Here is a 24,486-nt window from a genome sequence, read left to right as displayed (position 1 = left end):
GCCAGTGGCCCTTCGCCGTCTGGTAGGTGCCCAGGTATACTTATCCTTTTCTAATGTCCCGTTGTAAGTCCCTTATCCTGCTATCAGCGTTTTGGCTACTAGCTCTGACGGGGCATGCACAAACGGCTCCTACCACCAAAACGCCGCCAACGCGGCAGCGCCGCCAGCTTATCATCTCATTCACGCTACCTTCTGCGGTGGGTGTTGTCACAAAGTACGCTTCTGCTTTACTCTCCAAAAGTAACGATACCGACAAGGAGCAACGCAAGAAGCAAGCCCTGCGCACCAGCAATCCGGTAGTAGAAATTACCTTACCCCTCCCCTAAAGGCTGGCTCGACGGCAGACCCGATTAGCGCTGCTGAACACCGCTGCGCTGGCAATAGCAAGCAAAACGCTAGTTTGCAGTGCGGCGCTAAAGTTGAGGCCCCGCGCCTACCTGTTCCGTTACTGAACATCCCTCCGACTGGCTTATTGCTATGAACTTCAACACCTCGGTCCTGATCAGTATTGTGCCGGCCCTGTTGATTGTGCGCGGCCTCCGACGGTTTCTGGATCTGCCGGTCCGTATGCCGCGCTTCAATGCCCTGCTAAACCACATCTGGGTGCCGGGCGTGGTGCTGATGGGCTTGGCCTATCTGTTTGAGTGGAAGTCGGATCAGTTGGATGAGTTTTACATATTCATCGTGCTCAGCATTGTGGTGCTGGTGCTCATACGGTTAAGCTTCTACCGCCCGGCTCGCACCCTACTACTAGCTGTGGCGCCGTATACCTTATACGCGGCCATTGAGCTGCTCATTGCCGTAACCGGCCGCGACCTGCTCAAGGAGTATGATGATGTGTTTGAAACCTCCCAAGGGTTTGCGTTCATCTGGCTGTTTACGTTCCTGTTCATTGCCCGCAGCCAGAAGAAATCCTTGGAAGCGGAGCGGCTACAGCGGGAGGAGGAAGAAAAGGCCAAGCGCCTCATTGAGGCCCAAAACGCGGAACTAGAGCGCCTGGTAGCCGAACGCACCTCTACCCTTACCCAACAAACCGAGGAACTGCGAGAAGCCCTCACGGAGCTACGTACTACCCAGGCCCAGCTTATCCAGGCCGAAAAGATGGCCAGCCTCGGGGAGCTAACCGCCGGTATTGCTCACGAAATTCAGAACCCTCTCAACTTCGTCACCAACTTCTCCGATGTAAGCGCCGAACTGATTACGGAGTTGGACGAGGAGCGCCAGAAATCGGAACGCGACCCGGAGTTAGAGGCGGAGCTGCTGGAAGACCTGCGGCAAAACCTCACCAAAATCACCTTCCACGGACAGCGCGCCGCCAGCATTGTGCGGGGCATGCTAGAGCACAGCCGCGCCAGTTCCGGCGAACGGCAGCCCACCGACCTCAACGTTCTGGCCGATGAATACCTGCGCTTAGCCTACCACGGGCTGCGGGCTAAAAACAAGGCCTTCAACGCCACCATGAACACAGATTTTGACCCGAACCTAGGCCAGATCGAGGCCGTGTCGCAGGACCTAGGACGGGTGCTCCTGAATCTGTTTACCAACGCCTTCTATGCCGTGCACAAAAAGCAGGAAGCACACCCGCAGGATGGCTACGTGCCTACTGTGAGTGTGCGCACGCATCGCACGGCGGGAAATACCGTGGAAGTGCACGTGCGTGATAACGGGGCCGGCATTCCCGAAGGCATGCAACAAAAAATATTTCAGCCCTTCTTTACCACCAAGCCCACTGGGGAGGGTACGGGTTTGGGCCTTTCCCTGAGCTACGACATTGTGACGAAGGGCCACGGCGGCACCCTAACGGTAGAAAGTGAGGAAGGCACTGGCACAGAGTTTATCATCACACTGCCAGCATAGTAGTAGAACTCTTGGGGGATTATTTTAGCTTTGTTTGCGATGAAAATACTGGTAGTAGACGATGAGAAAGATGTGCGCGCCTTATTTGAGCAGCGTTTTCGTCGCGAAATTCGCAGCGGGCAGTTTGCCTTTACCTTCGCCTACTCCGGCGAAGAGGCACTCGACTTTTTGCACGCGCACCCCTCGGAGGTGGTGCTGATCCTCTCCGACATCAACATGCCCGGTATGAGTGGCTTGGAGCTTCTGAAGCGTATTCGCCAGGAATATGCTGCCCCGCCGCCCCCTCTACCCCCCCAGGTGATGATGATAACCGCCTACGGCGACGAGGAAAGCCACCAGCAGGCACTACAGCTGGGAGCCAACGATTTTCTTACCAAGCCAGTGGACTTTACCGCTTTAAAGGCGAAGCTCACCTCAATGGCCAGCCATGAAAACTAAAGTACTTGTGGTCGATGATGAGGCCGACTTGGAACTGTTGATCAAGCAAAAGTTTCGGCGCAAGATTCGGGAAGGTGTGTACGAATTTGTGTTTGCTGGTAACGGCCAGGAAGCCCTGGACCAGCTACAGCAACACCCTGACCTCGACATCATCTTGTCCGACATCAACATGCCCGTGATGGATGGCCTGACCCTGCTCAGCCGTCTTCCCGATGCCAGCGCCGTCATAAAGGCGGTCATGGTATCGGCCTACGGCGATATGCAGAACATCCGCACGGCCATGAACCGTGGGGCCTTCGACTTCGTGACCAAGCCCGTAGACTTTCAGGATTTGGAGCTGACCATGGAGAAAACGGCCGCGCACGTGCAGCAACTGCGCCAAACCCTCCGAGCGGTGCAGGAAAACAACATCCTGCGCATGTACGTCGATGAAACGGTGCTCAATTTTATGGGGCGCCCTGGCTTCGAGAACACCCTGATGGCCAGCGAAACGGTGGAGGCCACGGTACTGTTCGTAGACATCTGCGGCTTCACGTCGCTCTCCGAAGTACTCCCCCCCGCCGATGTGGTGAAGATGCTCAATACCTACTTCGACCAAATGGTGAAGGAGATTATTGCGCAGGGAGGCTACGTGGATAAGTTCATGGGCGACGCCGTCATGGCCGTGTTCCGGGGCGAATATCACCTCGACCGGGCCATGGACGCGGCCTTGGCTGTACGCACGGCCCTGCAAGCCAACGAGAGCATCCTGCCCAACGGCACCGCCTACCACCCTGAAATATCCATTGGCATCAACACCGGCGAAATGGTGTCGGGCAACATTGGGTCGGCATCTCTTAAGCGCCTGGACTACACCGTTATCGGCGACACGGTGAATGTGAGCCAGCGCCTGCAATCGGTGGCTCAGCCCGGCCAAATCATCATCACCGAAGCTACCTATCAGCGCGTAAAGGAGTCGTTTCAGTGCAAGCCTTTGCGCGAGGTTACGCTGAAGAATAAGGCCAAACCTGTGATGATTTATGAGGTAGTAGCCTAGCAGCGAGGTTGCCGACTTATTTCCCCTCGTTCTGGACTAGTCCGGAACGAGGGGCGGAGCTTATGCTATTATTTCCCAGGCTGCTCAGGCAACTGCTTATGCAGCATAGGCATCTGATCTAACTGACTACTCTATTGTTCCTCTACTTTATCTATCCCAATGAGACATGTTGTATTGCTGAGCGCCGGGCTTTTGCTGGGCGCGGCCTCGGTTCATGCGCAGCAGGTGAAAACCAAGGCTGAGTTTGACGCCTACTCGACAAGTAAGAGTAAGGAAATACGCCAGCTGATAACCGCCAAACAATACCGGCCGGCGCTGGCGCTCTACGCCCAGTGGCACCAAGCTACAACACCCTGGACGAAGCCACCAAGCAGAACTTCCGGGGGCTAGAGGCAAATCTTTACTACAACGAGGCCTGCTACTACTCCCTGCTGAAAGACCGCCCAAACGCCCTGGCAAACTTCCGCCAAGCCATTGGGAGCGGCTACCAGGACTACCTGCACGCCACATCAGATACGGACCTCGACTTTATTCGGGGTGACAAGGCCTTCCAGCAGCAGATGGCGTCCATTCGCGACAAGGGTGACTACCGCTATATCCTCCAGAAAGACAAAGGGTACACGACCGAGTCAGCCAGCCAGCTACCTTCTTTCCGCTACCAAGCCGCCGACGCGCCTCAGTTGGCCATGCTGCGTAAGACCTACAAGCTGGATTCCATTGCCGGTGCCGGTACCGATGTTTCGCAGATGATTAACCTCATGCACTGGGTGCACGAGCGGGTACCGCACAATGGCACCATTGAGAACCCCAAGCTGCGCAATGCCCACGACCTACTGACGGTATGCCAGCAGGAGAAGCGGGGCCTGAACTGCCGGGGGCTAGCTACCGTGCTCAATGAGGTGTACCTAGCCATGGGTTTCCAGTCGCGGTTTGTGGGGTGCCTGCCCAAAGACACTGCTGACTTCGACAGCCACGTCATCAACTCCGTGTACTCTACAAGCCAGAAAAAGTGGCTTTACATGGACCCCACGCAGGATGCCTACGTGATGAACGAGCAGGGCAACTTGCTGAGCATTGAAGAAGTGCGCGAGCGGCTCATCAACGGCCAGCCGCTTTTGCTCAACCCAACCGCCAATTGGAACCACAAGCAATCGGCCACCAAGGAAGAGTATCTGTATCGCTACATGGCCAAGAACCTGTACCAACTGGAAACCCCAGTCAGCAGCGAGTACAACCTAGAAACCCGCGCCACTGGCAAGACCATTCAGTACGTCCGGCTCCTAACGCAGCCTGCCGCTGCCAAAGCGCCGCCGATAAGCACTGATAAGGTAGGCACCACTACCCTCATTAGCTACACCACTAGCAATGCGGCGGCTTTCTGGCAGCCGCCCCAGGGAAAGTAGCGGCTCGCTAGGGTAGTAGGCACTGCCGGCGGGATGCGGGGCTAGTCTTCGCCCCGCATCCCGGCCGGCAGTGCCTTACTTTGTTTCCGGTAGGTGGGTTTTCTCATTCTGGCGGCGAAGGCGCTGGCAGAGTACCCGCAGAATGTTTCGGAGCACCTCACCGCGCTCCTCCATCACATCATAGAAATCTTCTTGGTCTAAGCGAAATGCCACAACGGGGCCACGGGCCAGGGCTGTGGCCGAGCGGGGCTCGGCGTCGAGCAAAGCCAACTCCCCAAAGAAGTCGCCTTTTTGGAACGTAGTGAGCAATTGGGCACCGTTGTATATTCCTACTTCGCCTTCCTGCACAATGAACAGGGACGTGCCCAGGTCGCCCTTCGCAAAAATTTCTTCGCCTTCGTCGAAGCTTACTTCCTTCATAATGGGCACAATGCTGCTGAGCACATTAGCCGGTGTGGCCGCAAACAGGGCCGTGTGCTGAAGCAGCGTCACGCGTTCCGTAGCCGAAATGCGGGAGGAAGAAGCAGAGTGGCTCATGAGGGAAGATTGGTCAGCAGAAAGTTGAGTAAGCAACTGCTGGTGAGCAGCAGGCTGGTTTTTGGAAAGTTGCCGAAGGGCATAGCGGGCGCCCTCCTGCACGAGTAAGTTGGGGCTGCGCAAGTGAGGCAGTAGCGCGGGTGCTGTGGCCGGCTGGGGGTGCCAAGCGCGTAGGGCCAAACTCAAGGTCCAGTCGGTGAAGCCAGCCTCGCCCTCCGTTACAATAGTATCTAGCAGGGAAGCGGGGGCGGTAGGGGACGGCACGAGACGGCTAAAGACGCGAGATTTTTCGGCGGGAGTACCTTCTTCTAATAGCGTTTGCAGGCCCTGGTAAATGGGCCGGGGAATAAGATTGTCGAGGATTTCGAGGGCGTTGGCGCGCCGTTCGCGGGCGGCATGCAAGGCCCCGCGCTGGGCATCAGCAATAGCTTGGGGCGGGTAGAGTTGGAGCAGCAACCCAAACAGGCGCTGCTCCACGCGGGTGAGCTCATAGGCCAAGCTGCGGCTCAGGGGCTCGTCGTCGGGTAAGGTAGCGCGGCCTTGCAGGAGCCGGGAGGCCCGTTGCATCTCGTCTTGCACAAGGGCCTGAAAGATGGGCGCGTCATCTTCGTTGGGGTCAAAATAGCGTAAGGCACGCAAAGCTGTTTCGCGCTTAAACAGCTCGGGCTGCTGAGCCAGCGTTACCAGGGCATGGCGGCTGGCCGGTAGGCGCAGGCGGGCACATATCTGGGCCAAGCGCCGTACCAGCCTTCATCGGCCGACGCCTGCAAGGCTTGTGCTACCGCCGGCAAGCCGGCTGGCCCGAGCTGCACCAGGCTGTCGGCGGCAGCGGCACGGGTGGTGCGGTCTTGCAAGTCTTCCAAGAGGCGGGCTGTATTCTCGGGCGCCGTAGAAACCGCCGACACGGGTGCTTTCACTGCCCACGCCGCGCCTTCTCCTAGTGTTTCGGTAGGGCTACCAAAGCGGGGGCTCAGGGCGTGGCGCAGTTCGGCCAAGTAGCGGCCGTGAGTAAGGTGCAGGAAGTACAGGGCCCCGGCCATGCACAGCGTCATCCACAAGAAGGGCGTCCACTCCCCAGCGCCGGGCAAGTAGGGCACTGCTACCAGCAGCAGGCCCGCCAAGCCCATACCCAGGGGTTCGTAAAGGCCTTTTGCCAGGGTATGAGCCTGCAGGCGCTCATCGGGGGGCAAGGGCTGAAAAAGCACCAGAAACAGGGGGTCGAAGACGGCCCGGCGCAGCACTTCCAACACCAGAAAGAGGCCGCAGAAATAGAGCAGTTGAACTCCGGTGCCGGCATCGCCAAACCATAAGCCTCCACCCAGGAGCAGCCCCCCCAGGATTACCGCGGGCAAAGACAGTAGCATCCAGCGCACCCCTACCTGGTCGAGCGTCACGCGGGAGAGCAGCAGCTTAAATAGCAGAGCCACTAGATAAGTGATAACCAGCACACTACCTACGTAGCGCATTACCAAGGCTTGGTCGTGAAACTTGTGTTTCACGTGCACGAAAAAGGAGTACTCAATGCCCGTGGTTACGGCAGCTACCAGCAGCAGCCCCAGGCACATAGATACTACCAAACGACTGTTGCCAAACCACCGCTGCAAATGGGGCGCTACGCCTTCGAGGCGGGCCGCCCGCGGAATGGCACGAGCCTCCACCACGTGCAGGCGGCGGGTAGCCCGCACGACCACCAGCGCCCCAATATAGGCGGCAAAGGCCGTGAGCAGCAGCCACGGCAGTTCGGCGTGGTGATGAATAAGAATGGCCAGCACAGCCCCCAGGGCCTTGGCGGGCATGTCGCCGGAACTGATGATGCTGAACAGCCGCCGCCCCTGGCGCACATCAAACACTACCGCCGAAATGCCCCAAAACTCCAGGTTTGTAAGCAGATAGATAACCCGGTAACCTGCCATAATCGTTACGGCTGCCGCCACCGAGTGGCCTACCATCACCAGCACTCCTACAATGCCCGTGAAGGCTACCACGGCCAGCAGCACCCGGCTGGCTACCCGCTCTAGGCCCAGGTGGTGTTCGTAGTGAGCGTACACCTTGCCGGCCACAATCATGGCCACGGCTGCTAGCCCATACGCCAGGGGTAGGCTACGCTCGGGGTTATTTTCGAGAAGGATAACGTTGGCCGACACGTATACCAGAATGGTACCGATGCCCAGCAGGAAGTTGTGCAAGAAGAACAACCCCACCGTGCGGCCTTCGTCGGGCCGAATTCCTAGCAACCGCTGCCAGCGTTCAAGTAGCGTCATTCAGAGAAGAGGAATATAATAAGCTTGCCTGCAGATGATAGTGCAAGGTAACGTTCGAGCGCATGAGTTTGCCCGCTTTTGCTGTTATTACACCCTGTATATTCCTCTCGCCCCTATCATGGACTGCCAACGTGCTGAAGCTTACGTGCTGGACCAGCTGCACCAGCATCTTTCCCCCACCCTCTACTACCACGGGCTTCACCACACCCGCGACGTAGTAGCGCAGGCGGAATCCTTGGCCCAGGCCGTGGGCATTACTGATCCGGAACAGCTAACCCTGCTTCGCACTGCCGCATTTTATCACGATGCGGGCTTCCTGACCGTGTACCAGGGGCACGAAGCGGCCGGCTGTGAACTAGCTCGCATTGTGCTGCCGGAGTTTGACTACACCCCCGCCCAGGTGGACACCATCTGCGAACTGATAATGGCTACGAAAGTGCCCCAGAGCCCCGGCGACTCCCCATTGGCCCAGGTTCTTTGCGACGCCGACCTGGATTACTTAGGCCGCCCCGACTTCTGGCCCATCAGCAACTCCCTGCGCGACGAGCTGCTGGCTCGCAACCTAGTAGCCGACGAGGCCAGCTGGCAGCGTCTCCAACTCAGCTTTCTTACCCAGCACCAGTACTGGACTCCGGCCGCCGTAGCCCGGCGCGAATCGGAGAAGCAAGCCCGCGTGGCAGAGGTACAGGCACTGGTGACAGGCTTCGAGTAAAGGCGCGTACTTAGCCTGTGGCAGTGCAGCCGGCGTTTACTTGTTTAATTAGTTGCCTTTCAGGAAGCGTGCTAGGTAGGGAGCGGTGCGACTACCGTTGGCGCGGGCTACTTCGTGCGGAGGGCCGGCCGCTACTACTTGGCCGCCCTCGTCGCCAGCGCCCGGACCAATATCCAGTACCCAGTCGCTGCTGGCAACCACGCGCATATCGTGCTCCACCACAATCACCGTATTGCCAGCCTCTACCAAGCCATGCAACTGGGCGAGCAGCTTTTCCACATCCGAGGGGTGAAGGCCGGTAGTAGGCTCGTCGAGGACGTACAGGGAGTTGCCCCGCTGCGCTCGTTGCAGTTCAGTGGCCAGCTTGATGCGCTGGGCCTCCCCACCCGAAAGCTCGGTAGCGGGCTGCCCCAGGCGCAAGTAACCCAGGCCAACCTCCCGCAGCACGGTGAGAGCCCGCTGGATGGTAGGCTCCTCGGTGAAGAACTCCCAGGCATCGTCTACGGTTAGGCTCAGCACCTCCGCAATGTTCTTATGGTGGTAGGTAACTTCCAGGGTTTTGGCGTTGTAGCGGGCCCCATGGCACACTGGGCAGGGTGCGTACACGCTGGGCAGAAACAATAGCTCCACCATCACAAACCCTTCACCCTGACAGTTTTCGCAACGGCCCTTGGCTACATTGAAGGAAAAACGGCCAGCATCGTAGCGGCGCTGCCGCGCTACGGGGGTGGCGGCGAAGAGCTTACGCACGTGGTCAAACAGGCCCGTGTAGGTAGCCATGTTGGAGCGGGGCGTACGGCCAATGGGCTTCTGGTCTACCCGCACCAGCGCTTGATGTGCTCCATACCCTCAACCAATTGGCCACCGGTTTGCGGCAGGGCCGCCTGCTCTAATGGGTCGGTTTCTTCCTCCTCGGGGGCTAGCTCCTGGCCCAGGTGGCCCGCCACCAGCTCCACCAATACCTGGCTTACCAAACTCGACTTGCCGGAACCCGATACGCCCGTTACGGTGGTGAACACGCCCAGCGGGAAGGCTACATCCAGGCCACTAAGGTTGTTGCGGCGCACGCCTTGCAGGCGCAGCCAGGCGTGTGGCTGGCGCGGTACCCGTGGGGCGTCATCCACCTCAGCACCAAACAAGTAGCGGCGGGTTTGGGAGGCCGCCACTTCCGCCAGTCCGGCCGGCGGACCACTGTACAGCACATCACCGCCTTGCTCGCCCGCCGCGGGCCCCACATCGACCAGCCAGTCGGCCTGCCGGATGACATTGAGGTTGTGCTCGACGACAAACAGCGAATTGCCGGCCTGCTTCAGGCTAGCCAGCGCGGTCAGTAGCGCTTCGGTATCGGAGGGGTGAAGGCCGGCGGAGGGCTCATCGAGCACGTAGACTACGCCAAACAAGTTGGAGTACAGCTGCGTAGCTAGCCGCAGCCGCTGCAATTCTCCGGGCGACAGCGTAGGCGTGCTGCGTTCCAAAGACAGGTAGCCCAGCCCCAAATCGAGCAGCACAGCCAGCCGGGCTACCAGGTCGGCGGCAATGCGCTGCGCCACAATGGCCTGCTCGGGGTGGTCGGCGTCCCGCTGTTGGCGGCCCGCGGCGCTGCCACTGGCGTAGGGCTTAAGCAGGGCCGCTACCCACTTCAGAGGCAGTTCCGACAGCTCAGCAATATCCAACCCGGCAAAGGTGACGGCCAAAGACTCGGGGCGCAGGCGCTTACCGTGGCAAGTGGGGCACTCGGTGCTGAGCATGTACTGCAAAGCCCGCTTTTTCATGAGGGGACTTTGGGTGGTAGCAAAGGTGTGTAGCACATGGCGCCGCACGCTTGTGAAAGTGCCCATATAGTTGGGCGGCTCCCGGCGCTTGAGGGCCCGCTGCGTTTCCTCAGGCGAGTAGCCGGGGTATACGGGCACCACGGGCTGCTCCTCCGTAAACAGAATCCAGTCGCGCTGGTCTTGAGGAAGCTCACGCCAGGGGCGGTCCACATCGTAGCCCAACGTCACAAGAATATCGCGCTGATTTTGGCCGCCCCAGGCTTGGGGCCACGCCGCAATGGCCCGCTCCCGAATGGTGAGGGAAGGGTCGGGCACCATACTTTGCTCGGTTACCTCGTAGATGCGGCCTAAGCATGGCAAGTAGGACAGGCGCCCTCGGGCGTATTGGGCGAGAAGCTTCGGCGTACACAATACCCTGGCCAGCGGGGTAGTCGCCGGCCCGGGAGTAGAGCATGCGCACCAAGTTGGATAGCGTGGTGGCGCTCCCCACCGAGGAGCGCGTAGTGGGCGTACCACGCTGCTGCTGCAAGGCCACAGCCGGCGGCAAACCCTCAATGGCATCTACCTCGGGCACGGCCATCTGGTGAAATAAGCGGCGCGCGTACGGCGACACCGACTCTAGGTAGCGGCGCTGCGCCTCGGCGTAGAGCGTGCCGAATGCCAACGACGACTTACCCGAGCCGGACACGCCCGTAAACACAACCAGCGCATCTCGAGGAATGTCTACGTCGATGTTTTTAAGGTTGTGCTCTCGGGCACCACGCACGCGCACAAAGCCCGCGAAGTCAGGGGAGGAAGGTAGGGTAGCCATGAATAATGCAGGGCTAAGGGAGCCGGCTGCTCCCTGCTATACTCTGGGGTAGCGCCTCGGGTTAGGGCGGTGGGCCGGTTCAGGTACTCACGGCCCCGGCAGCGGTGCTAGTTGGGGAGGGGCGCTCTAACAGCACAATGAGTTTCTCTTGGTAGGTAGTGCGGGCGTATTCGTGGTAGCCAAACTTTGCCGCCACCCGCAGAGATGCGGTATTGTCGGGGTCGATGATGCAGACGGTCCGATCTTGCGTGAAGTGGGCGTCGCCCCAGGCCAGCACCGCTTGCACCGCTTGGCTGGCGTAGCCAGGCCATGTACCCGCGGAGCCAGCACCCACCCTACTTCGGGCGCGTCGCCCAGGGAAGGCATCATGTCGCGGTGGTAGTTGGCAAACCCCACGGCCCCAATAAAGCGGCCGGTCGCCTTCTCTTCCACGGCCCAATAGCCGTAGCCCATAATAGCCCAGTGCCCCTGCTGCCCCAGAATGCGGCGCCACACTTCTTCCTCAGACTGGGGCTTGCCGCCCAGAAAGCGGTAAAAAGCCGGTTCTACTCCAATGGCTGCGTAGTCGGCAAGGTCGGTAGGCCGGTGGTCGCGCAGGAGCAGATCGGTGGTTTCGAGGGCGGGGACTAGCGCGAGGGGGTAGGGGCCGGGAGTAGGAAGCTGTGGCATAGGCAGGCAAGATATAGAAAAGCGCTAATGGTAGTCTACAATCGTTGATTTGTGCGGTATAAGCACTCTTTTGTGCCTTACTTGGGGGTAGCCACAGCCGTAGCTTTGCAGAAGCAACTAGCTTTTACCGAGATGAACCCGATTGATTCTGCCACGCTGGCGCTCCTGGATTTGCGCTGCCCACGCTGCCACGAAGGCCACTTGTTTTCCTACCCAGCCTACCGCCTCACCAAGTACGCCATCATGCCCGAGCGATGCCCCGTATGCCAGGTAGCCTACGAGCCCGAACCCGGTTTTTACTGGGGAGCCATGTTTGTGAGCTACGCCTTCTCGGTGGCCTGCTTTGCCGTGGGCGGGGTAGCGGCCTACTACCTTTTCCACGACCCAGCCGTGTGGGTATACGTGCTGACGGTAACGGCCTTTGTGCTGCTCACGGCCCCCGCCACCTTGCGCTACTCGCGCGCCCTGATGCTCTACTTGTTCGGAGGAATTTCCTATAACCCGCAGTACGCCCGCCGGGCGGCCGCCCCTACCACCTCAGAACCACTAAGCCGGCGGTAGGGGCTTGATTTGCGTAGCTTGCGGAGGAAGGGCCTGTAATCATCGGGCCTTCCCGCTGCATGAAGACGCCCGCTTTGCCCGTTCTGGCCCTCAATGCCTTCCCCCGGCAGCATGCCAGCCACCGCTACTACATTGAGCAACTGGAAGTGCACGTTGCGCAGTTTCCCATTGTGAGCGAGCCGCACGCCCACGACTTTTACCTGCTGCTCTACATCACCCAAGGCCAGGGCACGCACACCATCGACCTGATAACTTACGACTTGCAACCGGGCAGCCTGTTTTTTCTGGTGCCCGGGCAGGCTCACTCCTGGTCCTTATCGGCCGATACGCGGGGGCTGATCTTGTTTTTTACGGCTGACTTTTACTTAGAGCAATACTCGGCGTTGCAGCTGGCCGAGTATCCGTTCTTTACTCCTACTCACCCGCCCGTACGCTACCTGCCGCCCCATGAGGAGGAGATTTTGCCGTTGCTGTGGCGCATCTACCAGGCAGAAGCTACCCACCCCCTCCCACCCAATCACGACGCCGTGGTACGCGCCTACCTCTACCTGTGCCTGGAGTTGGCGGCGCGCGCCTACCCGGTGGGCCCGGCGGCGGGGCCAGCCCATGGGCTGCTGCAAGTGCGCGAGTTTGGCTTGCTACTCAACCAACACTTCCGCACCGAAAAAACAGTACGTTATTACGCCGAGCAGCTTCACCTTACGGCCAACCACCTGAACGCCATCTGTCGGCGCATTCTCAATAAAACGGCCAGCGACCTGATTCATGAGCGGGTGGTAGCGGAAGCGCGGCGCCTGCTTACGCACACGGGCCAGTCGGTGGCGCAGGTGGCCGATGCCGTGGGGTTTGAGGATGCGTCCTATTTCGCCCGCTATTTCAAAAAATACGTGGGCCAAACGCCGGAAGCCTTCCGTCACCCGCCAGCCTAACCGGCCACGGCTATTCCTACCGGCGCTGGTGGAAGCAGTGTTCTGTTAGCCTACGCCGGCCAACGTTTTTTGCGACGGATTACCGTGGGGCCTGTATCTTCCGGTGGCACCACCCACTAGAGCAGGCTACTACCCGGCAGGCTACTAGCTGAGGCAGCAGTGTCAAGAATTCTGTAATTCACTTCCTGCGTATGCGTTTGCTTACTCTATTGGCTGGCCTTGGGCTAGCCGCTTCGTTGCTGCCAGCCTGCACCCGCAGCACTCCTACCACTTCCGGCGCAGCCCCTGGCCTCTCCCCACCGGCACTATCGGCTATTCGGGAAGATGAAGTGAAGCGCGACCTGTTTGCGTTGGCCGACGACAACTTTCGGGGCCGCCGGGCGGGCACTGCCGACGAGCTGCGGGCCGCTATTTGGGTGGCCGAGCGCGCCCGCGAGGCGGGCCTGGAACCGGCCGGCGACGATGGCACCTACTTCCAGTTCTACCCCTTACATCGGCTCACGGTAGCGGCCTCATCACGCCTCACCCTGAATGGAAAGCACTTGGCGTTGTGGCAAGATGCCTGGGTAACCAACCCTATTAACGCTCGCCTTGATGGGCCGGTGGTGTGGCTGAACTCCCTGGCCGACACGACCCGCCGCAACCTGCGGGGTAAGATTGTGGCCATGCCCCTGCTGCCTCCTACCCCGCTGCCGGCGGCCAACATCAGCCTACGGGCCATGCGCTACACCCTGGCTGGCATTGGCCAACAGAGTGCTGCGCTGCAGCAGCGTGGGGTGGCTGGCATCATTCTGGCCGCCGACGCCATGGCCGAGCCCAGCCTAGCTTTTGTGGGGCACCGCTATCAAGATGGTGTGTACGTGCTGCCCTCCATGCCCGTACCTAGCTCGCCCGTGCCGATATTATTGGTGCGCCAAGCCCTTACTACCCCGTTGCGGGCGGCGGGGGCCCGCTTTCAGGCAGAGCTGAATGCCAACGACTTTGAGTATCCCTCCATGAACGTAGTGGCCCGCGTGCCTGGCACCGACCCTACCCTACAAGCTGAACACGTGCTGTTCAGCGGCCACCACGACCACGACGGCATTGGCACACCCGTAGACGGCGACTCTATTTGGAATGGTGCCGACGACAACGCGACGGTAAGTGTGGCCCTGCTCGCCATTGGGCGGGCCTGGAAGCAGCGGCCGGGAGCCCGCTCGGCCCTTTTCGTGTGGCACGGCGCCGAGGAGCGCGGCCTGCTAGGTTCGCGCTGGTACGCTGAGCATCCTACGGTGGCAAAGTCGTCTATTGTAGCCGTGCTCAATGGCGATATGATGGGCCGCAATACCCCCGACTCGGCAGCACTGCTGGGCTCTACCGCTCCGCACCGCAACTCCCGAGCCTTGGTGGATATGGCCCTGAAGGCCAACCAGGATGACACCAAATTTCTGCTCGACACGAAGTGGGACGACGCCAAGCACCCGGAGCTGGTACTTCCGCTCCGACCACCTGCCCTACGCCCGCGCCGGCATTCCGGCTCTGTTCTTTACAACGCTGCTCCACCCCGACTACCACACGCCCCGCGACGAGGCCTCGCGCATTGATGTAGCCAAGCTCACCCGCATGACCCGCTGGATGTACGCTACCGGCTGGCTGGTATCGGCCACGCCCCGGCGCGTAACCGTAGACTCCGATTTCAAGCTGGAGCGCTAAGCGGCCACTAGTTCGGAAGCAAAAAGCCCGACCTTCTCACGCGTGGAGAAGGCCGGGCTTTTTGCAGAAATTTGGCTGGGTTAGTTAAGCCAAACGGTGAGTAGCATTTCAAACCGGTGGGGGCCGTAGGCATTGTAGTAGGGCGCCTCGCCTTCAAAACCGAGAACGTGCACAAGGGGCATTCCTTCGGTGTGCGAATCGACGACGCGCACGGGATACAATTGGCCTTCTTCGGGCCAGTCGCCTACGTGGTTGTAGGGGCGCTGGCTAGCATCTACGCAACGGGCGTAGTCAACGAAGGGGGCATGGCGGGTGGCTTCCGCCAGAGTCAGGTTGGCAACTTCGTACTTGGGCATATCAGGTTTATCTACAAGAAAACCGCCTTTTTGATTCAATTCTGGCACCGAAAATCCATTCGATGATCTGGCAGTCTACGGGTTAGAGCTTAAACTGGAAACTCACTTTCACGCCAAAGGTACGGGCACCCGGCGAGTTGCGGTAGGTGAGGCGATGCAGAAAATCTACGCGCGCCACCCGTAGGATGTTCTCTATACCGTAGCCTACCTCCGCGTACGGCAACGACCCCAATGACTGGAAGGACGGCAATGGCCCCCCGGTGATGGGGTCTTGTGCAGGTTGATGCGGCGGTTGGCTTCGCTCACGCCTCCCCACAGCACATTGCCGGTAGCTACCAGGCGCCAATTGAGCTGCTTGATGGCGGGGATAGAGTTTAACAGGAAACCATCGAACTGGTTTTCAAACTGAAATGAAACGTACCGGTCGCTCACAAACTCGAAGTAGCGCATCAGATTGAAAGCCCCCCCGTTGTAAAACGGCGACTCGTTGCCGAGGTGGGTTTTGAGCACCGGGTAAGGCACCGTGCTGGGAATGTAGCCCGCGTCGATTCGGTAATCGGTACGCCCCACCTGCCCCAGGCGAATGCTCTGGTCGATGAGCAGGTTGAGCTTCTGGTAGCGGAAGTCGCTGCCTAGCACATTGTCGAGGCCCATGGTGTAGCGCACCGTTACGGCCGGCCACTTCTTCAGGCCAATGGCAGTGCGGCGGTTCTGATTGTTCGGAATCAGCACTTCGTCGCGAGCGTAGCGCGATTCGACTACCACCTCCGAGAGGTCAAAGTTATCGGCCGTAGGCGAGCCGGGTGCTCGCTCCTGGGTGTAATAGGCGAAGGGATACAGGGGCTGAAAGCTCTGACGCCGGAAAATTACGCGCTGGGTAAACCCCCGAAATAAGTCGGTTTGTAAGGCCAGGGTGGTGAGGGTGCGGCGCAGAGGACGGCTAGAGCTGATATTACCCAGGCGGGCGGACGCCTCAAACAGCGGATTTTCCAGCGCATAATCGTTGTCGAGCAGAGCTACTTGGTCTAAGTCGTGGCGGTGCTCAAAGTTGACCACCGTCCAGTGCTGACGCTCTACAATGCGCTGCACCCGCAAGCCATACTTAAAGCGCCCGTCGCGGGTGCCGTAGGCCAAGTAAGGCCGTAGCAGCCAGTCGCGACTAAACTCTGGCGTAGTGCGGAACCCCACCCGGAAGCGGCTCCCCTCAATGTTGTTGAAGCTGTAGGCCGTCAAAATTGGACCCCACTCAATTTTGCCCGCTCGGTAGTACCCATTCACTGCAATGTCGGCCACTTCCAGCAAGTTGCGCATGGCTGGCAGCTGCCGAACCGAGTCGAGCACTTGCAAAGTAACCTGCTCCTCCTGGGTTAGAGAATCAGGCCGGTAAGTAGCAAAAAAGTCTTTGGGAACGTCAAACGCATCGGCCGCCGTTTCCAAAGGACGATCGTAGAAAGGAAGCGGCTTGGGGTGGTTGACGTCGAAGTTGGAGTTGACGATGGTGAGACGGGCCAGAATACCGGTGCTGCCCTTGGTAGCTTAATGCCGATAACCACGGCCGTGCGTTGCGGTAGCCCCTGCCCCGCCGCCGACGGCACCAAGTCCTGCTTCACCGCTACTTGCTCGATGAAGTTGAGGTTGGCATCGGGGCTTACCACTAAGTCTACCCGCCGCAGTGCGTAAGTACTGGTGTTGATCCAGATGGTGCCTACGAAGGCTAGGTCCTGCGGGCGGCGCGGTGTCACGCCTATCTTGTAGCAGAAGTCCTTCCCCACGTACACCGAGTCTTGTAGCTCATACTCGTAAGTGAACTTCCACCCATCGGCAATAGGTGAGATGAAGTCCTTGCCCAGCAACTGCTGCCAGTTGGGGTAGAAGTCCCAGTCCTGAAAGGAGGAGCCCAGAATCTGCGACGTGACGGAGCCTTCGCGTGGGGCGGCCCCGTGCAGTTGGGTACGTTTGATTTCCTCCCGCTTACGCAGGGGCTGGTTGTGCTGGTAGTAATGCGAGAGTACTTCCGAGGCGAAAAAGGGCACCATAGGTTTACCCTGCGCATCACGGGCCAATCCAAGGCTGTCGGCTACCTGGGTCATCTGGCGTAGGAGCTTGCGCCGACTTACTTGCGAAGGCAAATTGTTGAGGGCCACCTGCACTCGGCTGTAGCTATCAAACTCAAAAGCCTGCAAGGTGCGCTTGTTGTTCTGGGCTTTGTGCTGCTGCACCCGGCGCAAGATCACGTAGCGGGGTTTTCTCGGGGCCGCACCACCACTTCGCCCAAGGAAACCGAGCCGGCTCCTAAGGTAAAGTTTACCGTTTGCCTGTCCTCCGCAGAAACGCGCTTTTTCAGGGTAGCAAACCCAATGGCCGAGGCCGCCAACGAATCAACGGGCCCATTCACGATAAGCTGGTAGCGGCCTTCCACGTCGGCAGTGGCCCCCTGTGCCGTGCCGGGTACGAACACGGAGGCAAAGGGCACCACTTTGGCAGTCCCCGATTCCGTTATCTGGCCACTAAACACAATGCGTTGGGCCTGGGCCCCCTCAATACCTACCAGCAGCAGGAGCAACAGCAGAAGCAGCGGGTAAGCAACTCTCATAAACCAAAAGCAACTGGGACGGATATGGGCAATGTACAGTGGGTAAGATACACAGGTTCTGAGCGAAGGCAACTGCCAGCAGAGAAGTTCCCAGCGTCCAACCCACCCGTGCTTATTGCTGTCACTACGTTTTCAGCCGCCCTTCATTTGCGAAGTTCTTGGGGCGGAGGTTAGCGGGGACACTCTTCGCGCGTCAGGGTTTCGTTGATGCAAATAGCTGCCTGACTACCCTTGGCCGCGGCTAGCAGCGCCTGCTGCGTACCGGGCGTGATGTCACCGGCGGCGTACACTCCCGGCACGGAAGATTGCTGGTCTTTGTCGATGACGATAGCGCCCTTTTCAGTAAAGCGGCAGCCTAGCTGCTCGGCCAGTGGGCTGCGCTGGTGCTGGTGCGCGTGAATGAATACTGCCTGGCGCGCCAGTTTCTCCCCCGACTTGAAAACTAGGTGTTGCAAGTCGCCCTCTTGCGTGCCCTCCAAGCACATCATTTCATCTTCCTTAAGCGCAATACCCTGCCGGCGCAGCCGCCGCCGGGCGTTGGGCGAGAGGCCGCCCCAACCATCGGTACACACAATCACGTCGCTGCTCCAGCGGCTCACAAGTAGTGCCAGGCCCGTTACGCTTTTGTGGCGGCCATACACGGCCAGAGGCTTGTTGCGCACCTCCCAACCGTGGCAGTAGGGGCAGTGCAGCACGCCGCGCCCCCACAAGTCGCGCATGCCGTCCAAGGGTGGTAGTTCATCATCGACGCCGGTAGCTAGCAGCACCTTGCGGGTGGTGTAGGTAGTGGTGTGGCCGGTAGAGCCTTCCAAAGTCAGGCGGAAGTACCGCTTGAAAACTTCGATGTTGGTGACCCGAGCCTCGCGCACCTCCACTGACTTGTAGGGGGCCAGTTGCTCCCGCCCCAGCCGAATGAGTTCCTCGGGATGAGTGCCGTCGCGCGTGAGAAAGCCCTGGACTGCTGGCGAAGGGCGGTTGCGCGGGGCTCCACCGTCGCAAACCAACACTGGCCGCAGGCAGCGGCCGAGCACAAGGGCAGCACTCAGGCCCGCGCTACCAGCGCCAACAATCATGACATCATAATCGGTAGCAGGCTGGGCAGGAACACGGTGACGGGGCGTAGCGGCTGGCATAGTAAGACAGGTTTGTAATTGGTAGCTATACCGCTAAATGCAAACCTGGGTTGACTTGCCCGGCCCTCCGGAAAACAAAAAAGCTCCCCGCAACGGGGAGCTTTTTTGTGTGGTCAGCCAGTACGCTGGCGCTACTGTATTTAGTAGTGTCTGTGCTGGCCCCTACCGGTGCAGGTAAGAACCAGCGAAAGACTACTCTTTCAGCAGACGCAGCGCTTTGTTGAAACCGGTACCGCTTACCTGTACCAAGTAAGTGCCAGCAGGCAATTGCTCTACAATCAGGGTAGGCGTGGTGCCTGCCTCATATTGAGCTTGCTTCACCAAACGGCCAGCGGCATCTACAATGCGCACCTGGTAGCTACCCTGGGGCAGGCTGCTCAGGTCGAGCGTGGTTGTAGTAGCAGCAGGGTTCGGGTAGAGGCTGATAGCTGGTGCGATGTCGGCAAAGCGCACGGCTTGTACTTGGCTGTGAACGGTGGTGCCATCCGTGTCTACTTGGCGCAGACGGTAGTACGCCGTCCGGCCTTTTGCCGCAGCCGCCGCGCCCGTATCCGTGAGGCGGTAGTCGGTTGCCTGGGTGGTCGTACCCTTGCCTTTGACCTGCCCAACAGCCGAGAAGCTTGTTCCATCGAAGCTGCGCTCTACCACGAAGTAGTCGTTGTTCAGCTCCTGCGCAGTGCGCCACGTGAGAAGAGCCGTTGCACCTTGCGCTTGAGCAGCGAAGCTCACCAATTGCACGGGCAGCGGCGCCCCACCAATTGGGATAGTTACGTTTTGCGTGGTAACGCCGCCGTTGGCATCCGTAGTGGTAACGCTAACCGTGTAGGAACCACCTTTGAGCAACAGACGGTTAGACACGAAGAACTGACCAGTGGTCGGGTTCAGGTCGATACCTACTGCGTTAAGTGCCGTTTTATCAGCCGACGAAATCACGGCGTTGGTACCGGTAGTTGCCAACCCGTTGCTGGCGCCGGTGGCCAGAAGGCCCGTGTTAGAATCATATACAACGCCGTTGCTCGTGTAGCGGGCAGCGTTGATATCTGTCACGTATGCCAGCACGTAGTTGTTCTGGTAAGCAGTGTTACCTCCTTTGGTAGGAGTGTACGCGTACAGGGAGTTGTTGTCCTGGCCCACCGGAATGGTGTAGATGGCCGTGTTGGAAACAGCACCACGGATGTCGGTAGCGTAGTAGTTCAGGAAAGCATTGCCGACAAAGCCCACTGCGGGGTCGAAACGCAACGTGTTGATCTGGTTCGGATCCAGTCGCACGGTGCTGCCGGGCGTAACGGCGGTAGTGCCCACAAACAGGGTACCGATTTTGTTATCAGCAGGAGCTGTAACAAAGTAGTACTGAATGTTATTATCTACATCCGTGGCAACAAGAGGCGAGATGAGTAGTGCGCTAGCCGTGTTGCCTTCGGGCGTTTGCAAGGCATTAACCACGTTGTAGGCTACCGGAGCTGTATTGGCATTGGTGGTAATGGTAGCCGAGTTTGAGGTAGCTGCCGTGTTGATGTCAATCTGCGACTCAACGTTAGCCGTAACCTGTACGGCCGTAGCCGTAGCAGGCGTCGTGAACGACACATAGTTTGTTACCGCACCAGCAGCACCAGGAGCGACAGACGCAATGGTGGGGAAGGTAATCACTGTGTTGCCATTGACAACAGCCGTAGTGCTACCAGCAGGGAAGGTGAGGTTGGCGGGGGTGCCCGGCACCGTCACTTTCTGTACTACATTGGTGGCTGGCGATACTGCTGTGGTGTTGTTTGAGGTTACTATTTCGTAGATCACCTTAGAGCCTGGCTGCGCAGTAGCTGGGCCAGCAATGCTGGTTTGGGCATCGGCTTGGGGCGATACAGTCACCGTCGCCAGAGCCGTGTTGTTCGCAAGAGCACCGTCAGTAGTAGCCGAGTAGATGCTGGCTACAGCCAATACCGGACCCGTAGCAGGCGCATTGAACGATACGGAATAGGTGCCAGTCAGGGAAGCATCACTAGCCAAGGAGCCCACAGTCTGGAAGGTAACTACCCCCGTGGTAGCGTTGTAGTTGGCATTGCGCACAACACCCGCATCGGTTACAGTTACGTTCGTCAGACCAGGCATTAAAGCAATCTGCGGCACCACCGTGGTAGCCGTGCCCGTACCTTGGTTACTAAACGTAGCAGTCAGCGTAACATTGGCGCCGGCATTTACCGTGGTAGTAGCTGGCGTGATGCCTGCGGCCAAATTGGCGGTAGTAGCCGTAGCAGCGGCCGCCGTAGTTGCTACGCTGGCGTAGTTATTGGCCGGGTTCGTATCCGTGCTGGTACTGGTTACCTGGGCTACAGCCGAAAGCTGGGCCACGTCGGGCATGGTTACCACCACTTCATTGGCGATGCTAGCCCCACTAGCCAGCGCCGATACGGTTGCGAAGGTCACTACGCCCGTTGTGGAGTTGTAGGAACCCGTAGAGGCACCGGCGGGGAACGTTACGGCAAGACCAGCAGGCAGTTGTAGGGTGGGTGCTACCCCGGTAGCTACCGCAGCCCCGTTGTTCGTGGTCGACACTACATACAGTGCAGGGTTGCCAACTGTAGCCGTAGCTGGCCCAGTTACGCTAACGGCTACATCAGCGGTGGGCGTGATTACCGTGGCTACTGCCGCCGTATTGTTGGCAATGTTGGTTTCGCTTGTTCCCGTGGTAACTGCAGCCGTAATGTTCAAGCTAGCTGCACTAGCCGGGGCCACAAAGGAAATGGTGTTGGTTTGGTTGAAACCAGCTGGTAATGCATCAGCAAAGGAGATGGTTAGCACGCCCGTTGTAGCATCGTATCGTGTGCCGGCGCTGAGCGAGTTGAACTGTACGTTTGTCAAGCCAGCTGGCAGCTGCACCGTTTGCACCACGTTGGTAGCGGCAGCCGGACCGTTACTAGCCGTCATGACGGTGTACGTCAGCGTCTGACCGGGCAAACCTACTGCCGGACCAGCCAGCGTGGTAGCAACGTCTACTCGGGGCGTTACCTCAATCTTGGTTTGGGCCAAGTTATCAGCAGACACAGCATCGGGGGTGGTCGTGGTCACGGTAGCCGTTGCCAACACAAACCCTTGTTGCGGAGCGGCAAACGTAACGGTGTAGGTCTGAGTGCCAGCCGAGGCCAATGGGCTCGTTAGGGCAGGGAAGGTGAGCACCCCGGTAGTGGCGTTGTAGTTGCCACCGCCCTGGTTGCTGAAGGACAGTCCCGTGGGTAGCGTTACCGTTTGCTGCACGCCCGCTGCTGCCACCGGACCAGCATTATTGGCTGTGATGGTCAGCGTAATGTTATTACCCGGATCCACGTTGGCAGCCGACGAAGAGATGGTCGTGTACACGTTGGTTTCGGTACCCGTGCGCGCAGTCGACGCAACGGTGGGACGCGTACCAGCACCATTCAGCTGGGCCGTGTTGTTGTTTGTACCTACCGTTGGAGAGTTGAGGTCGCCAGCATTCGTGTTAGTCAGACCCGATGTTACGATGGCTATTGGGGCAGCGAAGCTGGAACTAGGCGCCGTGAAGCTGATCGTGTTCACCTGCGATTGACCAGCGGCTAGTACCCCAATGGCAGGGAACGAAATTACCGTAATGTCTTGGGTGCTGTTGTAAGCTATAGTGCCACCATTGGAGGCGAAGATGCCCGCGCCCATCAAGTTACCCGGCAAGGATACTGTCTGCACTACGTTTACGGCCGGCGACACCGAGTTGGCGTTGGCGGGAGTGGTAGTGCCGCTCAGGTTGCTAGTTACTACGGTGTACGTTACCTCGTTACCAGCCGTAACGGTAGTTGGGCCACTGATGGCCGTCGTCACATCAAAGCGTGGCGCAATATCTACCGTCGAAACTGCCGTGTTGTTGGTCGTAACGGTTTCTGCACCGCCAGCGCCGCTAATGGTCGCCGTTACGGTAAGGGGGCTAGTTACAGGAGCCGGGAAGGCTAAGGCCGTAGATACCGAACCGCCATTGGCCGCTAGGTTACCAATTGGCAGGCTTAGTAGGCCCGAGTTTTGGTTGTAGGTAGCACCGCCCGTGAAGGTGATAACGCCATTGCTGAGCGTACCCGTGTTACCTCCTACCGTGAAACCAGTAGTAGCGAGGTTAGCAGGCAACTGTACCGTTTCTACTACGTTCGTAGCAGCTACGGTTCCTGGGTTCCTGGAAACCACCGTGTAGTTAACGGTAGCACCAGCGTTGGTGGTAGCGGTGGGCGCAGCAGAGAAGCTGGTAGCCAGATCGAAGGTGGTGCCAGTTACCGTTACTGAGAAGTACGCCGTGTTGGAGGCAATATCCGACGTATTGTTTACCGTGTAGGGCACCGTGCTACGCCCGTGAAGCCCGCAGCTGGCACGAAGGTCACCTGGCCGTCGTTGGAGAATGTGAACGTGCCGCCAGTTACAGTTACCGGGGTGGTGCTACCGGCCGCTAATCCATTGAGAGCTACCGTAGCCGGGTTGATGTTGTTCTGGTCGTTGGTAGTAACTCTGAAGGTAACGGCGGTGCCAGGCGTAGTCGTAGCAAAGTCGTTGTTGGCAATTGGGGCCGAGTATACGGGAGCGTTACCCGAGAATTCGGAGGTACCCTGGTTGCCATTTGCTGCTGCAATCTGTGTAGCCGTAGCCGTCAGCAGCGGCGTGCCAGTGGTAAGGGCATTCCGCTGGGCAGCGGTCAGTGATGCGAGCGGAACAGCATAGGAGAAGCGGTTCTGACCCGACTCGGTGCCTTGGTAGAAACCGTTTACGGTAGCGTTGTTCAGGCCATAAGAGCCCGTAGTGGCGTCTGCGTCATTCAGCGTAGTGCTCGTGTTACCCGTGGCTCCCTCCGTACGCGAGAACAAGTAAGTACCTCCCTGACCAAAGTTGGTGTTGCCCGTGCCAGCAGATGTTCCTACGCTAGCAATAAAGAATTCCAGCGTAGCGCCAGGGCGCGCGAAGCCGTTGACATACAACACCCCGTTGCGGACGGTCGATGACGTAATTACCGGCATGTTGGTCAACCCGTTAGCACCCGTATCCGCGTCACCGTTATCGTTTAGTGTCACGTTTGAAGTAGTACCTAGCAAGCCGTTGTAAGTGTTAGGCTCAGAGTTCGTGTCAGCAGTGCTGAGCAGGTCTATACCCAGACGCGTGTTTCCGGAGGTCGAGTTTTCCTTGATTACCACGTTCGACGCGGTGCCTATCACCAGTACCCCCGAGCCGTTGTTGTTCGTCAGTACGTTGTTGGCGATGGTTGTGAGGTTAGTAGCCCCGTATACACGCAAGCCCGAACCCTCTGCGCCTGTATTGTTGACAACGGCCTGACCGTTGTTGCTGATGGTATTCCCAGTAATGGTGTTACCGCCAATGGCATTGCCAAAGGAGTCGATACCGTGCCCTAGCGTTTCGGTAATCAAGTTGTTTGAAACCGTGTTGCCCGTGCTATTGCCCTGTAGCTCCAACCCATCGAAAACGTACCCTTCTGCGGTAGTACCGCTGACGAACGCTCCGCGAATGATCGTTTCCCGGGCATTGCCCCGGATTTCGTTGCCAGTGATAAGGTTATTATTAGCGCCGTTTGTGCCATTGGCCAGCACCCAAATGCCCATACCACCGTTGTAGCCGATGAGGTTGTTCTGAACAGTGCCATTATCGGAGCCGTTTAGATCAATGCCTTCATTCACCGTGCGGATATTGGCACCTGGGTCGGTGAAGCTAGTAGCTGACGTACCGAGCACGTTTTG

General features: G+C 58.9%; 22 protein-coding genes and 2 pseudogenes. 11 read left to right on the top strand and 13 right to left on the bottom strand.

Translation table 11 applies throughout. From position 1 onward, the window contains the following. The first annotated feature begins 53 nt into the window (after nucleotides 1-53). The 6 genes from VI25_RS17035 (at nucleotide 54) to VI25_RS17010 (ending at nucleotide 4,734) form a co-directional block, all read left to right on the top strand. The gene (locus tag VI25_RS17035; RefSeq protein WP_045688786.1) at nucleotides 54-326 is read left to right on the top strand and encodes a hypothetical protein; all 273 of its coding nucleotides are present in this window, start codon (nucleotides 54-56) and stop codon (nucleotides 324-326) included. A gap of 151 nt (nucleotides 327-477) precedes the next feature. Beyond that, the gene (locus VI25_RS17030) at nucleotides 478-1,857 is read left to right on the top strand and encodes an ATP-binding protein (RefSeq protein WP_045688787.1); all 1,380 of its coding nucleotides are present in this window, start codon (nucleotides 478-480) and stop codon (nucleotides 1,855-1,857) included. 39 nt (nucleotides 1,858-1,896) lie between these two features. Then, nucleotides 1,897-2,295 (top strand): response regulator, encoded by a 399-nt coding sequence (locus VI25_RS17025; RefSeq protein WP_045688788.1) that lies wholly within the window; start codon nucleotides 1,897-1,899, stop codon nucleotides 2,293-2,295. Continuing rightward, the gene (locus VI25_RS17020; RefSeq protein WP_045688789.1) at nucleotides 2,285-3,331 is read left to right on the top strand and encodes an adenylate/guanylate cyclase domain-containing protein; all 1,047 of its coding nucleotides are present in this window, start codon (nucleotides 2,285-2,287) and stop codon (nucleotides 3,329-3,331) included. Before VI25_RS17025 ends, VI25_RS17020 begins: the two co-directional genes overlap by 11 nt. A 159-nt stretch (nucleotides 3,332-3,490) precedes the next feature. Continuing rightward, the gene (locus tag VI25_RS25245) at nucleotides 3,491-3,721 is read left to right on the top strand and encodes a hypothetical protein (protein WP_161806965.1); all 231 of its coding nucleotides are present in this window, start codon (nucleotides 3,491-3,493) and stop codon (nucleotides 3,719-3,721) included. Next, on the top strand, nucleotides 3,664-4,734 hold the full coding sequence (locus VI25_RS17010; RefSeq protein ID WP_055562687.1) for a transglutaminase-like domain-containing protein: 1,071 nt from the start codon (nucleotides 3,664-3,666) through the stop codon (nucleotides 4,732-4,734). The genes VI25_RS25245 and VI25_RS17010 overlap by 58 nt, the downstream gene beginning before the upstream one ends. Nucleotides 4,735-4,809: 75 nt before the next feature. Here VI25_RS17010 and VI25_RS17005 read toward each other — a convergent pair whose 3' ends face one another. Together VI25_RS17005 and VI25_RS17000 are read right to left on the bottom strand one after the other, a co-directional pair. Then, a complete protein-coding gene (locus tag VI25_RS17005) occupies nucleotides 4,810-6,006 on the bottom strand; it encodes a cyclic nucleotide-binding domain-containing protein (protein ID WP_045689128.1) in 1,197 nt (398 codons plus the stop codon). After that, nucleotides 5,952-7,532: a hypothetical protein gene (locus tag VI25_RS17000; protein WP_052695316.1), complete on the bottom strand. Its 1,581-nt coding sequence runs from the start codon at nucleotides 7,530-7,532 to the stop codon at nucleotides 5,952-5,954. The genes VI25_RS17005 and VI25_RS17000 overlap by 55 nt, the downstream gene beginning before the upstream one ends. 118 nt (nucleotides 7,533-7,650) lie before the next feature. Here VI25_RS17000 and VI25_RS16995 point away from each other — a divergent pair, with 118 nt between their 5' ends. Further along, nucleotides 7,651-8,244: an HD domain-containing protein gene (locus VI25_RS16995; protein WP_045689132.1), complete on the top strand. Its 594-nt coding sequence runs from the start codon at nucleotides 7,651-7,653 to the stop codon at nucleotides 8,242-8,244. Between the two features lie 48 nt (nucleotides 8,245-8,292). Here the strand turns inward: VI25_RS16995 and uvrA are convergent. The 3 genes and pseudogenes from uvrA to VI25_RS28975 form a co-directional block, all read right to left on the bottom strand. Beyond that, nucleotides 8,293-10,827 (bottom strand): annotated as a pseudogene (uvrA, locus tag VI25_RS28985) (excinuclease ABC subunit UvrA). 79 nt (nucleotides 10,828-10,906) lie between these two features. Beyond that, complete coding sequence (locus VI25_RS28980) at nucleotides 10,907-11,104, bottom strand: hypothetical protein (protein WP_410503442.1); 198 nt, start codon at nucleotides 11,102-11,104, stop codon at nucleotides 10,907-10,909. A gap of 92 nt (nucleotides 11,105-11,196) precedes the next feature. Further along, nucleotides 11,197-11,496, bottom strand: a pseudogene (locus VI25_RS28975) (GNAT family N-acetyltransferase); the annotation flags it as partial. Between the two features lie 132 nt (nucleotides 11,497-11,628). Here VI25_RS28975 and VI25_RS16980 point away from each other — a divergent pair. From VI25_RS16980 to VI25_RS27910, 4 genes are all read left to right on the top strand, one after another. Next, a complete protein-coding gene (locus VI25_RS16980; RefSeq protein WP_045689131.1) occupies nucleotides 11,629-12,057 on the top strand; it encodes a DUF983 domain-containing protein in 429 nt (142 codons plus the stop codon). 59 nt (nucleotides 12,058-12,116) lie between these two features. Continuing rightward, nucleotides 12,117-12,986, top strand: a complete 870-nt coding sequence (locus tag VI25_RS16975) for an AraC family transcriptional regulator (RefSeq protein WP_055562686.1) — start codon at nucleotides 12,117-12,119, stop codon at nucleotides 12,984-12,986. 191 nt (nucleotides 12,987-13,177) lie between these two features. Next, entirely contained in the window at nucleotides 13,178-14,569 is a 1,392-nt protein-coding gene (locus VI25_RS16970; protein ID WP_055562685.1) for a M28 family peptidase, read from the top strand. Further along, a complete protein-coding gene (locus tag VI25_RS27910; protein WP_262489977.1) occupies nucleotides 14,475-14,678 on the top strand; it encodes a M28 family peptidase in 204 nt (67 codons plus the stop codon). The genes VI25_RS16970 and VI25_RS27910 overlap by 95 nt, the downstream gene beginning before the upstream one ends. Before the next feature lie 80 nt (nucleotides 14,679-14,758). Here VI25_RS27910 and VI25_RS16965 read toward each other — a convergent pair whose 3' ends face one another. The 8 genes from VI25_RS16965 to VI25_RS16935 all read right to left on the bottom strand — a co-directional run. Beyond that, entirely contained in the window at nucleotides 14,759-15,034 is a 276-nt protein-coding gene (locus VI25_RS16965; protein ID WP_045689127.1) for a hypothetical protein, read from the bottom strand. Nucleotides 15,035-15,116: 82 nt separating this feature from the next. After that, on the bottom strand, nucleotides 15,117-15,266 hold the full coding sequence (locus tag VI25_RS25240; protein WP_161806964.1) for a hypothetical protein: 150 nt from the start codon (nucleotides 15,264-15,266) through the stop codon (nucleotides 15,117-15,119). After that, complete coding sequence (locus VI25_RS27905) at nucleotides 15,239-16,471, bottom strand: DUF5686 family protein (RefSeq protein WP_052695312.1); 1,233 nt, start codon at nucleotides 16,469-16,471, stop codon at nucleotides 15,239-15,241. The genes VI25_RS25240 and VI25_RS27905 overlap by 28 nt, the downstream gene beginning before the upstream one ends. Next, nucleotides 16,402-17,268: a DUF5686 family protein gene (locus tag VI25_RS27900; RefSeq protein ID WP_055562683.1), complete on the bottom strand. Its 867-nt coding sequence runs from the start codon at nucleotides 17,266-17,268 to the stop codon at nucleotides 16,402-16,404. The genes VI25_RS27905 and VI25_RS27900 overlap by 70 nt, the downstream gene beginning before the upstream one ends. Then, on the bottom strand, nucleotides 17,265-17,627 hold the full coding sequence (locus VI25_RS24185; RefSeq protein ID WP_052695310.1) for a carboxypeptidase-like regulatory domain-containing protein: 363 nt from the start codon (nucleotides 17,625-17,627) through the stop codon (nucleotides 17,265-17,267). Before VI25_RS24185 ends, VI25_RS27900 begins: the two co-directional genes overlap by 4 nt. A 170-nt stretch (nucleotides 17,628-17,797) precedes the next feature. After that, a complete protein-coding gene (locus VI25_RS16945) occupies nucleotides 17,798-18,760 on the bottom strand; it encodes an NAD(P)/FAD-dependent oxidoreductase (RefSeq protein WP_045689126.1) in 963 nt (320 codons plus the stop codon). 192 nt (nucleotides 18,761-18,952) lie between these two features. Next, a complete protein-coding gene (locus tag VI25_RS16940) occupies nucleotides 18,953-23,086 on the bottom strand; it encodes a T9SS type A sorting domain-containing protein (RefSeq protein WP_055562682.1) in 4,134 nt (1,377 codons plus the stop codon). Continuing rightward, the coding region (locus VI25_RS16935; protein WP_161806963.1) for a right-handed parallel beta-helix repeat-containing protein at nucleotides 23,071-24,486 on the bottom strand (1,416 nt) is incomplete at its 5' end. The genes VI25_RS16940 and VI25_RS16935, both read right to left, overlap by 16 nt.

This window comes from Hymenobacter sp. AT01-02, assembly GCF_000961955.2.
GTDB lineage: Bacteria > Bacteroidota > Bacteroidia > Cytophagales > Hymenobacteraceae > Hymenobacter > Hymenobacter mucosus.
This window is presented reverse-complemented; position numbering and strand designations above follow the sequence as displayed.